Below are 13,033 nucleotides of genomic sequence, written 5' to 3'. Positions count from 1 at the left end.
TTATTGAATACGCCAATCTGGATTTACCAAATTTTGCATGCTGCGAATAAATTCTTCGAGCTCTGCCAAACGATTTACGGTTTCCTTTTCACCAGCTTCGGTCAGCTTATAATATTTGCGCAAGCGGTTATCAACCTTGGTGACTTCAACATCGAGCAGGCCCTCGGCTTCCAGCTTATGAAGTGCGGGGTAAAGTGCTCCTTCTGTAATACTGAGTTCTCCTTTGGTAAGGCTCTTCACCTTTTGAGTAATTTCATAACCATACATTTTACCCTGTTCTTCCAAGAGTTTTAGAATAATCGTATTAAGGCTTCCTTTGTATAATTTTGAATTTGCCATCTGTTCGCAATTGTCTTCCGATTAAAAAGAAGAATGTTCAATTTGACTTAAATCAATGTCATTCAATCTTGTGTTGAAATATGATTAGATTTCACATTCTTGAACACAAAGATCGTAACATTGTATTTGGTTCGGTCTCTTCAAATATATACATAATTTTCTTATGCATAAGTTTTCTAGGTATGTTTTTTTACGGTTTCCGTTTCAAATCGTCAAGCCATTGCTTAATTTTGCACCCCATTAATATCTATTCCAATAGACCAAACACCTTTGCATGGCAGATTTTCATTCATTACCAGTAAAACATATAAAAGCACTTACCCCTAATTCCGTAGCGATTACCTTTAGCATTCCTAAAGAGCTGATTCAAACCTTCGACTTTGTACCAGGACAATATATCACTGTCAAAAAGGAAATCAAGGGAAAGGAGCTTCGTAGGGCATACTCTATCAGTTCTTCTCCCAAGAGTGACTGCATTACCATCGGTGTTAAAAAAGTGGACAAAGGCGGATTTTCAGATTACGCACATACCAAATTAACGGTTGGCGATGTACTCGAAGTGATGCCCCCGGAAGGAAGGTTTATTTTTAAACCCTCCACCACCAAGCCAAAAAAAATTATTGCCTTTGCGGCCGGTAGCGGTATCACGCCAATTATGAGTATCGCCAAAGCGGTGTTAGAAAGCAATCCCAAAAATCAAATGGTATTGGTATACGGCAACAAATCGTATAAAGACGCCATGTTCTATACTGATTTGGTAAAATTGGAACTCGATTATGCCAATCGGTTTTTTGTATACTTCACCAATAGTCAGGCCCAAGAAGACAACTCTCTCTTTGGGCGTATTGACACCTCAACGGTTAATTACGCGATAAAAAACAAACATAAGGATACTGATTTTGACGCTTATTATCTCTGTGGACCCGAAGACATGATCCATATGGTAAAGGGTACGCTAAAGGATAACAATGTTCCTGAAGATAAAATTCATTTCGAACTATTCACTACCACAGAAATTTTAGACGAACTTCCTGAAAAACCAGATGGAAAAACGGAACTAAAAGTCATTGTCGATGATGAAGAGTTTTCCCTTTCAATGAATAAAGATACGTTGGTTCTCGATGCCGTACTCAAGGAAAATATCGATGCACCCTATTCCTGTCAAGGTGGCGTATGTAGTAGTTGTATCGCTCGAATCAAAGAAGGCAAGGCCGAAATGGTTAAAAATCAGATATTGACCGATAGTGAAATTGCTGAAGGTCTTATTCTAACCTGTCAAGCCCATCCGGTTACACCGACTCTAACAGTGGATTATGATGACGTTTAGGCTGGTCTGTAAAGCTTCAGCACAATTTCGAGGAGAAAACTCATAACCCGCAAAGGGTTTTTGGTCGCCAACTGCTTATAGTTTACTGCTCACTGACAACTGTTCACTATTTATCGGTCATCAACTTTTCCAGCTTTGCTATGGCATAATCATAGCCAATGGTATAGGCTTTTTCAATACCCTTGCGGTCTAAAACGCCAATTTTCTCCAGTTCCTTGAATTCCAACAACAAATTACAGCCTTCCAGCTTTTTCTGGTTCGTGGCATAAATCATCAGGCCCGTTACACGTCCAGTAATTTGCCAAGAGTTTTTAAGATCTGATTTTTCTAGTCCGCCCACGGTTGAAACGTTACTTCCTATAAGAAAATCTACCTTTTTCTGTACCGGTTCTGAAGGAAAGTTATTCATAATACCTCCATCGGCATACAATTGCCCATTCAATTCCACGGGGCTAAAAACGGGAGGCAGTGCAGCGGATGCCAATAATGGCCCAATGAGTTCCCCACTTGAGAAAAAGGTTTGTTCTCCTTTCTGCAGATTTGTGGCCACTACATAAAGCCTTCTCTTTAATGCTTCAAAGCTATCCTCGGAAAAATATCCCCTAAAAATATCGAAGTACCTATCGGTATCAATAAAACCGGGTTTTAAAATGGTGAGAAAATTGTATTTAAAAAGTGGGGTCTCTTTGAAGAATGCCAACATTTCATCTACTGAATTGCCATTGGCATATAGCGCCCCGACCAGAGCGCCAACACTACTGCCACTAACCACATCGGCCGATAGGCCATACGTTTCCATCGCCTTAATTAAACCGATATGCGCCATACCCCTTACCCCACCACCGGAAAGCACTAAACCTATTGAACTTGAATGCAATGATTGCAATTTGCCATTCCTATCTTTCAAGACTGTCTCTTTTCTAACAAAAATAACACGTTGTTGCGCTTTTGCCACAGATTTTATCGCATAATAACATCATGATAACCGACCGTATGGTTGGTTTTACTTTTTTGACAGCTCTTAATGTTGTCTAATTAGACCATACCTCGGCATTTTATCATTTCATATCGTAACAACTATGATTCCAATGCTATTAAAAGTTCTGAACAAAAACGACACGGTCGGTAATTAAAAAAAAGCCTCATTGTTATTTGCTATCCTTTTGTAATGAAAAAAAATAGCAACGACTAAGCCTACGTACGCAAGTTTTTATCGTAAGTTTACACCTACAATGTTGTTTTTATATGGTTCAAAACAAAACGGTTTTGATGGTTTTTTCCCTTTCCGCAGCTCAAGAAGCGGAACGTAAGTCGTTGTTTCGACACCATAATAAATCCGTTTCCAAAAACTTTTTCGAACTTCTTATTCAACAGACTTCAGGTATCGCTTTAGAAAGTGGTCTCGATGTTATTTGGGTGGATAATAAAAAGCAGAGAGGGAGTACTTTTGGCCAACGTTATGCCAATGCATTTCAAGAGTTATTCGATCAAGGCTATACGAACGTTCTTTCTATTGGAAATGACTGCCCAGATCTCACGGTAAGGGAAATCAAGGATTCTGTTAAAAAACTCGAACAAAATGATTTTGTAATCGGCCCGTCAAAAGATGGCGGCGCTTACCTCATCGGAATTCAGAAACACGCTTTTGTTTACAAACAATTTTGTTCATTGTCTTGGGAAAAAGATTCGCTTTATAAAGAACTTTTACTTCACGTTCATAAAAATAAAGCCGCCGTATATTGTTTACCTATGTTATCCGACTTGGACAAAGAGGCTGACATTATTGAATTTGCATACCGTCGAACACGTTCCGTTCTATCCCACTTTATCCGTTTTCACCTACGGAAAAATCAATTGCCTAATTTCTGGCAGCCAAAAAACAAAATTTCATTTCTTCCCAACACAGAACATGTTTTAAGGGGCCCACCGAATTTATTGGGCACATAGATTTTAACATTTTACCGGACAAACCCCATAGAACACTCTGTGTCTCGGGTGTTGAAACTTCCTTAATCAAAGAAAGCAGTAATGAAAATAGCAATAATAGCGCTTATGCAGCTATTTTTGGCATTTGGTTTTTGCCAAACGAACACATATTCTTCCAAACTAATTGGTTCTGATAACCTTCCCGTGGCCTATGCCACGGTTAATGAATTCGGAACTCAAAATTATACGACATCCGATGAAAACGGAATTTTTAAATTAGATACCGATAATCGGAATTTTACACTTCACATCTCATCGATAGGTTATCTTTCCCAAGATATTGAGGTAATCAATGGTCGAATCTCAAAAAAAATTGTCGTGCAAATAGCTACGGAACAACTCGACGAAATCGTGGTGACGGCACTGGGCATTGAGCGAGAAAAACAATCACTTGGATCCGCAGTCACAAGAGTAGGTGCCGAAACGCTTACCACCGTTTCGTTTGCCAATGTGGTCAACAGCCTTGCCGGACAGGTTGCCGGGGTACAGGTTACCAATGGTTCCTCTGGGGTTGGCTCATCTTCACGAATCATCATACGCGGTGAAAACTCATTGGGTGGTAGCAATCAACCCCTATTCGTTGTAGATGGCGTACCCATTAGTAATGAGCAAATTACCAGTAATCTAGTAAATGACGGGGCGCTTCAGGAGGTAGATTACGGCAATGGCGCATCAGAAATCAGCGCCGATGATATTGCTTCGGTTACCATTCTTAAGGGAGCCGGGTCAGCCGCACTGTACGGTGCCCGTGCAGCGAATGGTGTAGTGGTTATCACGACTAAAAGAGGTCACAAAAAACAAGGTTTGGGCATAAGTATCAATAGTACCTTGACCGTGGAAAATCTGCTGACTTTGCCCGACTATCAAAATAGTTACGGAGGTGGCTCCAATGGTGAATACGCCTTTGAAGATGGCATAGGTTCGGGCATCAACGACGGAGGTATTAGTAGCTACGGTCCCCGACTAGATCAAGGTCGGTTAATCACCCAATTCGATAGTCCATCAACCGATATCAATGGCAATCCAGCGAGAGGTGGTGATGTTATTGCCCGTACTTTTCCCGATGGTTCGTTTACTGAAATTACTCCAACTCCTTGGATATCGAGGCCCAATAATGTGCGTGATTTTTTCAAGACTGGTGTTACGACCCAAAACAATATTGCTATCAGTTCCTCTGGAGAGAATGGCAGCAGCAGACTTTCATACAGCAACTTAAGAAATGAGGGCATCTTGCCCAATACCGATTTAAAGCGCGATGGACTGGCAATTAGTCTCGATCAGATTTTAAGCGATAAATTAAAGGCAAAGGCTTATATTAACTATATCAATACCCGCAGTAAAAACAGGCCCAACCTAGGATATGGATATGAAAATGTAATGTACGGTTTTAATTGGACTGGTCGACAGACCGATATTGCGGCACTTCGTAACTATTGGCAAGCCAACCAGGAAGGCCTACAACATTATGACTTTAACTATTTATGGCTCACGAATCCCTATCTAACACTTTTCGAGAACACCAATAGTTTTACAAAAAACAGAGTTTTAGGCAACGCTTCCGCAACCTATGATTTTTCTGATAAAGTAAAAGTGACCGTACGTACCGGACTGGATACTTATGACGATGCCAGGGCTTTCAGAAGGGCCGTTAGTACAAACAGCAATCCATTTGGTACCTATCGCGAAGACAATGTTCGATTTAGGGAGTTGAATACCGATTTGTTAATTTCCTATAAAGATATTATCAACGAAGATTGGAGCTACTCTCTTTCTGCGGGTGCCAACCGCTTAGACCAACGTATTAAATATCAATTCTCAGAAGCTTCTCAATTGGCCTTGCCAGGAATATATACATTGGCAAACTCTCGAACGCCATTGAAGGGAGATAGCCAGTTATTTGAAAAAAGCATCCACAGCATCTATGGCACCGGTGATATTGCTTACCAAAACTCGGTATACCTCAACCTGACCTATCGGAATGATTGGAGCAGCACCCTGCCCGAAAACAATAATTCTTTTGGCTACTATTCTGCAGGACTGAGTTACGTCGCCTCGAACATGTTTGAACTACCAGAACCTATTTCCTTTCTGAATATTCGTTTGAGTGCGGCCAGTGTTGGTAATGATACCGATCCCTATCAAAATGCCCAAAGCTTTCTCTTTAATCAAAATTATGGTCCCAATTTTAGGGTTACGAATGAAACAGTTCTTAAAAATGCGAATCTGAGACCGGAAAGGTTGAATGCTTTAGAGGCGGGTCTGAATATCCACTTCTATAATAATAAGGTTCAATTCGATGTTTCAGGCTATCAAAATACAAGTATCGACCAAATTATTTCACGACCCATTTCAAACTCAAGCGGGTTTGCCAACTTCAATGTCAATGGAGGTAAAGTACGCACCCGTGGTTTTGAGGCTCTTTTGGGTGCCGATGTGATTCAAAACCCAAGCTTCAATTGGCAGACTTCAATAAATTTTTCTACTTATAAAAGCGTGGTAACCCAACTTCCGGAAGGCGTCGATCAATTCGTCACGGCAACAGCCAACGTTTTCGGGGGGTCAGGTGGCGCCAACACTGTTTTTTATATTGCCAAAGAAAACGGAAGAGTGGGCGATATGTATGGTAGTGGCTTTGTTGAAATTGACGGACAGACACTCTATGGTTCAAATGGGCTGCCCATACAAGATGGCACCCTTCGTTTGTTAGGTAATTATAATCCCGATTTTACTATGGGTTTCAATACTAAATTGACATACAAAAATATTGAACTTAAAATTTTGGTCGATTGGAGGAAGGGAGGCACCATAGTCTCACGTACCAAAGCTTTGGGAAGTACTTCGGGGGTTCTAAAGGAAACCCTAACAGGAAGGGAAGAGGGTATTGTGGGTGATGGCGTGGTGAACGTAGGTACGACAGACAACCCGGAATATGTTGCGAATACTACGGTCGTACCCGCCAGTAGTTTTTATAATAACTTTTTTGATCGGGGTAACGAAGCAAGTGCACTCTACAGTGCATCTTATGTTAAACTTCGACAAGTGGCACTGTACTATACTCTTCCTGAAAACCTCACAAAAACATTGGGTTTTCAACGTGTCAAGTTTGGCCTGGTCGGGAGCAATCTTCTGTTGTTTACCGAAAATCCACATTTTGATCCCGAGTTGAACGCCTTGCAAGAAACCAGTATCATTCAAGGAGTGGAAGATATGTCGTATCCTTCTACCCGAAGCTTTGGCTTCAGCCTTAAAACCGAATTTTAAAAAGCTTGAAATGCAAAACATACAACAAAAACTCGTAAGCTTTCTTTTCCTTCTTTTTCTTACTATGGGATGCACAGATGAATTCAATGAATTGAACGAAGACCCTAATGCACCACAAAATGTAGACCCTCAATTTTTACTAACAAATATTATATCGGTCGCTGCTGACAGAAATGCTTTCGAACAAGGTTTCCGGTTGTCTAACTACCTTACACAGTTTGCGGCTAGCGTAGAATTTGAACGTATCGATCGCTATGAGATGGGTTCAAACAGCAGTTACTGGAATACCATTTACAGATTGCTGTCCGACATTCGCGCCATGCAAACACTTAAAACTTCCAACGAGGCCTATATTGCCGTTGGTGATATTTTGGCCAGTCATCTTTATTCACAATTGACCGACCTTTGGGGCGATGTGCCCTATTTCGAAGCGGTAAAAGCGCTTGACGGACAATTCACAGCTAAATATGATACTCAAGAAGCTATTTACACTGACCCACAAAACGGTATATTGACAGTACTTGAAAACGCAGCCACGCAATTGGAGAATACGGCATCGAGCATACAGGGCGATGTGATGTTTGATAACGATTTGGAAAAATGGGTGCGTTTTGCAAATTCATTACGATTACGGTATTTATTACGCATCAGTAACCGTCTTACTAATTTTTCTGAACTACAGGTTTTGGCCGATGCTGGAAACTTGATTGCTTCGAATGCCGACAATGCCGTGGTACCTTATTTAAGCGCTGCTCCCAATCAATGGCCAATGTCAACGGCAAGTCTCGGTCTTTACCAAGAACATCGTATGACAAAGACCGTCGATTCTATACTCTCCCTATGGAATGACCCCCGCGTAACGGTACTTTATAAGCCTACACAGAATAGCTTAGCTAATAATGCCCCCGGCTATAAAGGCCTTTTAAATGGGCAAACCCGTGAGACCATAAGTGCCAAAGGCATTGACCTGAACGATGTTTCTCTATTCGGAAGTATTTTCAGGGATGTACCCAACGGGGTTGATGCACAATTAATGCAGTATGCCGAGGTACAGTTCGCTTTGGCCGAAGCAGTAGAAAAAAAATATATAACCGGAGATGTAACCACATATTATCAAAATGGAATCACCGCCAGTTTCGATTATTACAACGTCACGCTACCAGATGACTATTTCACTCGTGAGGCCATCGCACTGAACGGGACAGACAATCTCAACAAGATACTGACCCAAAAGTGGTTAAGCCTTATTGGGGCCGGACATGAAGCTTGGTTCAATATTCGTCGAACAAACATCCCAAGGCTTAAGGCCGGCCCCGACAACCTCAATGAAGAAAAATATCCCGTTCGGTATTTATATCCGGAGTCGGAGCAAGCAACGAATAGTACGAACTATCAGGAGGCTGTAGACCGTATGGGAGGTGATAACATCAACAGTAAAGGGTGGTGGGAAAAACAGTAGTTGCGTTAAGCTCCTACAATTAAAAATATATGGAATTGAACATCCACATAAAAGCAAAAAAGAATGACATTGTATAAATCGTTGATGATAGTGCTCATAGGTTTTGTATGTATTGCCTGCAACGGGGATGCAAAAAAAGAAGATGATGAGTGGTTGAAAAAAGAGCCTTGGGAACAGATTTCAAAAAAGGCAACAGGTATTACGGTAAATTTTATGATGTGGCAAGGAAGCCCTGTCGTCAATGATTACATCAACAATTACGTGGCACCGACAATTAAGCGAGAATACAATATTGACTTGAAAATTAGCGGTGGACAAGGGCCGGAAATCGTACAGTTGGTCATGGGAGAAAAGCAGGCAAATGTACAAAATGGTCAAGTTGATATCGTTTGGATCAACGGAGAGACCTTCTTTCAACTTCGAAAAATAAAAGGGCTTTGGGGTCCTTTTGTCGAGCAACTACCGAATACGCAATTCATCGATTTTGACAACACCTACATCAACACCGATTTTCAACAGCCCGTAGATTATATGGAGTGTCCTTGGAGTATCAACCAATTCGCTATGGTCTATAACTCCGCAAAGGTGTCCTCACCGCCAAAAAACCTTCGCGAGTTAGAAGCCTATGTCAAAAAATATCCCGGTACCTTTACGATATCCAATGACTTTACCGGAATGACCATGCTAAAAAGTTTTCTTGCGGAATTAGCGGGAGGACCCAAGGCACTTGACGGCCCCTTTGATGAAGAAAAGTATGATATCCTTTCAAAACAACTTTGGAATTTCATCAATGTGAACAAAGCCTATTTCTGGAAAGAAGGTGAAACTTTCCCCAAAGAACAATCGAAAATGAACCAATTATTTGCCAATGGCGAACTTTATATTGTATATGGTTTTAATGAAGGGGGTATAGAGGACAAAGTGTTTAGCGGACTTTATCCAAAATCAACAAAGGGGTATCCATGGGAAAATGGGACTATTAGAAATACGAACTATTTGGGTATTTTAGACAATGCTCCCCAAAAGGCGGGGGCAATGCAAGTCATCAATTTTCTGATATCGCCGGAAGCACAGTTTGAAAAGGCAAAAGCTGATGGTATGGATGCCAACACCGTATTGGACCTTTCCAAACTCTCAGAAGCATGGCAAAAAAAATTCAAAAATGCTCCCCAAAGAAAATACGGTATTTCTATGGAAAAATTGAAAGCCCATGCTATGCAAGAACCTGCCCCTGAATATATGATTCGATTGTATGAAGACTTTAGAACCAAGGTAATTGAAAAATAGAATTCCACATATAGGCCTTGTGCTTTTTATACTTGTTGGTATTTTGCCTTTCGCATTAGCGTTTATCTATGCTTTGCTTTATAGTTTCGGCATCGTAGGTGTCGTGAATACCGGATTTACTTTCAAATTCTGGCTGGCCGTATTGCACTCCGGTGAATTTTTCAAATCACTGATATACAGCACCTCTATCGCCCTTGTTTCAATGATAGCATCTGTTGGTGGAGCCCTATGGATTACCATCAAATTTAGACAAAATCTTGAAAAAAAGTTCTTGTCGTTCATCGCTTACCTTCCCCTAGCTATTCCTGGTGTGGCAACCGGTTTTTTTATTTTTCAATTGCTCTCTAAAGGCGGTTTTTTTGCACGAATCAGCTATGCTGTAGGATGGATTAATGAAGCCACCGATTTTCCCGATTTGGTAAATGATACTTTTGCCTTTGGTATAACCCTGGCCTTTATCACCATGGTACTTCCTTTTTTTGTATTGTTATTTCTCAACGTTTTTAAAAATGAACGTCTCGATGAGTTATCGATACTTGCCCAATCTTTAGGTGCGACCCGGCGACAAGTGGTTCGACGCATTCAACTGCCCATCCTTTTAAAGAAAACACGCATTTTGATTGTACTCTACTTTATATTTTTATTGGGTTCTTACGAGATTCCCTTAATATTAGGACAAGAATCGCCACAAATGCTATCAGTTCTCATTATCAGGGAAATAAAGCAATATGATCTTGACAAAATTTCGGAAGGTTATGTCGTAGCCGTACTCTATACAATCATCGTTTCAGTGGCCGTATTGCTTCTATTTTTACCAAAGAGAAAAAATGCCTTGCTATGAAACGTTACTGGAAACCCCTTATGCTGAGTTTTTTGGTGCTTCTGGCACTATTCCCTTTTGCATTTATGCTATTGCTCTCATTGATGTCCGGGTGGCAGTTTCCAGAGGTTTTGCCTGCTTATTTCGGACTTAAGAACTGGGCGACCATTTTCACCTCTGAGGCTGGGCTTCTGCAGAGTTTTTTGATTTCCATAATCATATCTTTATCCGTTGCCGTGGTGACCACCATTTCAGGGTTCTTCATAAGTAGGGTTGTGTACTACCATCCACAAAGCAAAGTGCTGAACGTATTGGCCTACTTCCCCTATATTTTGGCACCCGTTGTCTTTGCGGCTTGTTTGAGCTTCTTTTTCATAAAACTTGGCCTTTTCGGCAACGTGACCGGCGTAGTCGCCGCCCAGTTTTTGATTGCCTTTCCGTATGCCCTTATTTTCTTTAGCAGTTTTTGGAATCAAAAGATGAAAAGCTATGTTGATTTAACAGCAACGCTAGGGGGGAGTCGATTACAAACCTACACCAAGGTATTGCTGCCAATGGCCAAAAGTATGTTATTGGTCTGCTTTTTTCAGACCTTTCTTATTTCATGGTTCGAATACGGCTTAACCTCCATTATCGGAATCGGAAAAGTACAGACATTGACTATTAAGGTATTCCTATTTATTAAAGAGGCCAATTATTACTATGGTGCTTTAAGTTGTTGTTTACTAATTTTTCCGCCTGTTGTACTGCTCTATTTTAACAAACGGTATATATTTAAAAAAATAGTCTGATGTTTTTAGAAGTAAAGGATATTGTAAAAGGTTTTCAGAGCGAACATGTTGTTAAGGCGCTCAATTTTACGTTGGAGGCAAATAAAACACTGAGCATTTTAGGAAAATCGGGCTGTGGAAAAACAACCATGTTAAAAACAATTGCCGGGCTATTAGACCCAGATTCGGGAAGTATTGTATTAAACGGCGTGCATATCAACGATAAAAAACCTTCGGAGCGAAACATTGTTTATCTCTATCAAGAGGATTTACTCTTTCCGCATCTGAATATTTTTGAGAATATTGCATTTGGCTTACGTTTGAAAAAATTATCGAATACAGTCATAACCGAACGTGTAAACCACATGGTCAAAAGTTTGGAATTGGAAGGACAAGCATCAAAAATGCCTAACCAGCTTTCGGGCGGACAACGGCAGCGTGTTTCCTTCGGAAGGGCTATTATTACCGAACCTTCATTGTTATTGTTGGACGAGCCCTTTGGAAGTTTAGATGCGGGTACCCGAAAACGTATGCAAGTGCTATTCAAAAAACTCACTATGGAATACCAAATTACATCATTATTCGTCACTCATGACCTTAAAGAAGCGGTATTGATGGGGGACAAAATCGGGTTTATGCAAAAAGGTCGCCTCAAGGTGTATCAAAGTAAGAACGAATTTATTAAGGACCCCGATACCGGTGTACAGCATGAAATAGCGTTTTGGGATGAATTGAAAGTGAACAGTGAACAAAACTGAGTTTTGATATATGGGATAACGGCTAAGTCTCAACACTTATCGAGTATTATTAGCCTAATTTTTGATAATAAATCATTATAATAATGAATAAAAAACAGGTTTGGATCGATACCGATCTCTCCGTAGGAATGAAAAGACACAAGAGGGAAGGCTATTGTGATGTAGACGACGGTTACGCCATTCTCCAACTGATGAAAGCGCATACTATTAATATTTGTGGCATTAGCGCGGTTTTTGGCAATACGCTTATTGAAAACGCCTTTATGCTATCAAAAAAAATGGCTGATGAATTTTCATCATATAAAATTCCCGTTTACAAAGGAGCGCATAAAGGTATCGACCTGAAAAATGTGAAAACCAATGATGCCGTGGAAGCGCTTGCTCAAACCCTAAAGCAAAAAAAACTAATAATCATGGCGATTGGTCCTGCTACCAACCTAGGACTCTTGTTGTTGAAATATCCTGAACTCAAATCGCAAATTCAAGAAGTCGTCTTAGTGGCCGGGCGTAGAAAGCCCACCGATTATTTTAAAATCGGCAACCAAGGCAATCACGCCCAAGACCTCAACTTTGATTTGGACAATGACGCTTTTCGAATTCTTTTTGAGCATAAAGTTCCGGTCGTACTTTGTCCCTTCGAAATCTCAAACAAGGTGTGGGTAAAAAAACAAGATCTGGAAACCTTGAAAAATGGAGAGATAAAGAATGAATGGCTTGCAGAGGCTTCCCAACCTTGGTTGCAACAATGGTTGGAGCAAGGAGCCGAGGGTTTTAACCCTTTTGATGTTTTGGCCAGCCACTATATTGTAGCACCGGAAGATATTCTTTCAGAACCACTGAATGCCCGTCTAGAAATACATCTCGATGACACTGTAAAAGGGAACAACAAGTCCACTTATAAACAATATTTACTTTGTGATACCAGCGAAGGTTATCCTATTACTTACTGTTACGATGTTGTGAAGGGCTACCATCAGAAATTGATTTCTAGCTTGGTTATCCACGAATAGTTTTACAAAATGTAAA

At 40.6% G+C, this 13,033-nt stretch carries 11 protein-coding genes; 9 read left to right on the top strand and 2 right to left on the bottom strand.

All coding sequences use genetic code 11. The annotated features are described in order from the left end of the window. Positions 1–339, bottom strand: a complete 339-nt coding sequence (locus AACZ88_RS13095; RefSeq protein ID WP_339711036.1) for a helix-turn-helix transcriptional regulator — start codon at positions 337–339, stop codon at positions 1–3. A gap of 274 nt (positions 340–613) precedes the next feature. Here AACZ88_RS13095 and AACZ88_RS13090 point away from each other — a divergent pair, with 274 nt between their 5' ends. Next, complete coding sequence (locus AACZ88_RS13090) at positions 614–1,666, top strand: ferredoxin--NADP reductase (protein WP_339711033.1); 1,053 nt, start codon at positions 614–616, stop codon at positions 1,664–1,666. Between the two features lie 106 nt (positions 1,667–1,772). Here the strand turns inward: AACZ88_RS13090 and AACZ88_RS13085 are convergent, their stop codons facing one another. Next, complete coding sequence (locus AACZ88_RS13085) at positions 1,773–2,573, bottom strand: patatin-like phospholipase family protein (RefSeq protein ID WP_339711030.1); 801 nt, start codon at positions 2,571–2,573, stop codon at positions 1,773–1,775. A 362-nt stretch (positions 2,574–2,935) separates the two neighbouring features. Here AACZ88_RS13085 and AACZ88_RS13080 point away from each other — a divergent pair, with 362 nt between their 5' ends. The 8 genes from AACZ88_RS13080 (at position 2,936) to AACZ88_RS13045 (ending at position 13,017) form a co-directional block, all read left to right on the top strand. Continuing rightward, positions 2,936–3,613, top strand: coding sequence for a DUF2064 domain-containing protein (locus AACZ88_RS13080; RefSeq protein ID WP_339711027.1), 678 nt, complete (start codon positions 2,936–2,938; stop codon positions 3,611–3,613). Between the two features lie 81 nt (positions 3,614–3,694). Further along, entirely contained in the window at positions 3,695–6,913 is a 3,219-nt protein-coding gene (locus AACZ88_RS13075) for a SusC/RagA family TonB-linked outer membrane protein (RefSeq protein ID WP_339711024.1), read from the top strand. A gap of 10 nt (positions 6,914–6,923) precedes the next feature. After that, positions 6,924–8,372, top strand: coding sequence for a SusD/RagB family nutrient-binding outer membrane lipoprotein (locus AACZ88_RS13070; RefSeq protein ID WP_339711021.1), 1,449 nt, complete (start codon positions 6,924–6,926; stop codon positions 8,370–8,372). 63 nt (positions 8,373–8,435) lie between these two features. Further along, positions 8,436–9,659 (top strand): ABC transporter substrate-binding protein, encoded by a 1,224-nt coding sequence (locus AACZ88_RS13065; protein ID WP_339711019.1) that lies wholly within the window; start codon positions 8,436–8,438, stop codon positions 9,657–9,659. After that, complete coding sequence (locus AACZ88_RS13060) at positions 9,649–10,500, top strand: ABC transporter permease subunit (RefSeq protein WP_339711018.1); 852 nt, start codon at positions 9,649–9,651, stop codon at positions 10,498–10,500. Before AACZ88_RS13065 ends, AACZ88_RS13060 begins: the two co-directional genes overlap by 11 nt. Continuing rightward, positions 10,497–11,270, top strand: coding sequence for an ABC transporter permease subunit (locus AACZ88_RS13055; protein ID WP_339711016.1), 774 nt, complete (start codon positions 10,497–10,499; stop codon positions 11,268–11,270). Before AACZ88_RS13060 ends, AACZ88_RS13055 begins: the two co-directional genes overlap by 4 nt. Beyond that, positions 11,270–12,007: an ABC transporter ATP-binding protein gene (locus AACZ88_RS13050; RefSeq protein WP_339711014.1), complete on the top strand. Its 738-nt coding sequence runs from the start codon at positions 11,270–11,272 to the stop codon at positions 12,005–12,007. The genes AACZ88_RS13055 and AACZ88_RS13050 overlap by 1 nt, the downstream gene beginning before the upstream one ends. Positions 12,008–12,090: 83 nt before the next feature. Beyond that, positions 12,091–13,017, top strand: a complete 927-nt coding sequence (locus AACZ88_RS13045) for a nucleoside hydrolase (RefSeq protein ID WP_339711012.1) — start codon at positions 12,091–12,093, stop codon at positions 13,015–13,017. Positions 13,018–13,033: the final 16 nt, after the last annotated feature.

This window comes from uncultured Kriegella sp., assembly GCF_963975415.1.
Classification (GTDB): domain Bacteria; phylum Bacteroidota; class Bacteroidia; order Flavobacteriales; family Flavobacteriaceae; genus Kriegella.
Note: the sequence above shows the minus strand (reverse complement) of the source record. Positions and strands in the feature narration are given on the sequence as shown.

Excerpts from the sequence above, each read along its gene's own strand:
- AACZ88_RS13095 (WP_339711036.1), bottom strand. The coding sequence starts at position 339 with ATGGCAAATTCAAAATTATACAAAGGAAGCCTTAATACGATTATTCTA.
- AACZ88_RS13045 (WP_339711012.1), top strand. The coding sequence starts at position 12,091 with ATGAATAAAAAACAGGTTTGGATCGATACCGATCTCTCCGTAGGAATG.
- AACZ88_RS13070 (WP_339711021.1), top strand. The coding sequence starts at position 6,924 with ATGCAAAACATACAACAAAAACTCGTAAGCTTTCTTTTCCTTCTTTTT.
- AACZ88_RS13080 (WP_339711027.1), top strand. The coding sequence starts at position 2,936 with ATGGTTTTTTCCCTTTCCGCAGCTCAAGAAGCGGAACGTAAGTCGTTG.
- AACZ88_RS13050 (WP_339711014.1), top strand. The coding sequence starts at position 11,270 with ATGTTTTTAGAAGTAAAGGATATTGTAAAAGGTTTTCAGAGCGAACAT.
- AACZ88_RS13090 (WP_339711033.1), top strand. The coding sequence starts at position 614 with ATGGCAGATTTTCATTCATTACCAGTAAAACATATAAAAGCACTTACC.
- AACZ88_RS13065 (WP_339711019.1), top strand. The coding sequence starts at position 8,436 with ATGACATTGTATAAATCGTTGATGATAGTGCTCATAGGTTTTGTATGT.
- AACZ88_RS13055 (WP_339711016.1), top strand. The coding sequence starts at position 10,497 with ATGAAACGTTACTGGAAACCCCTTATGCTGAGTTTTTTGGTGCTTCTG.
- AACZ88_RS13075 (WP_339711024.1), top strand. The coding sequence starts at position 3,695 with ATGAAAATAGCAATAATAGCGCTTATGCAGCTATTTTTGGCATTTGGT.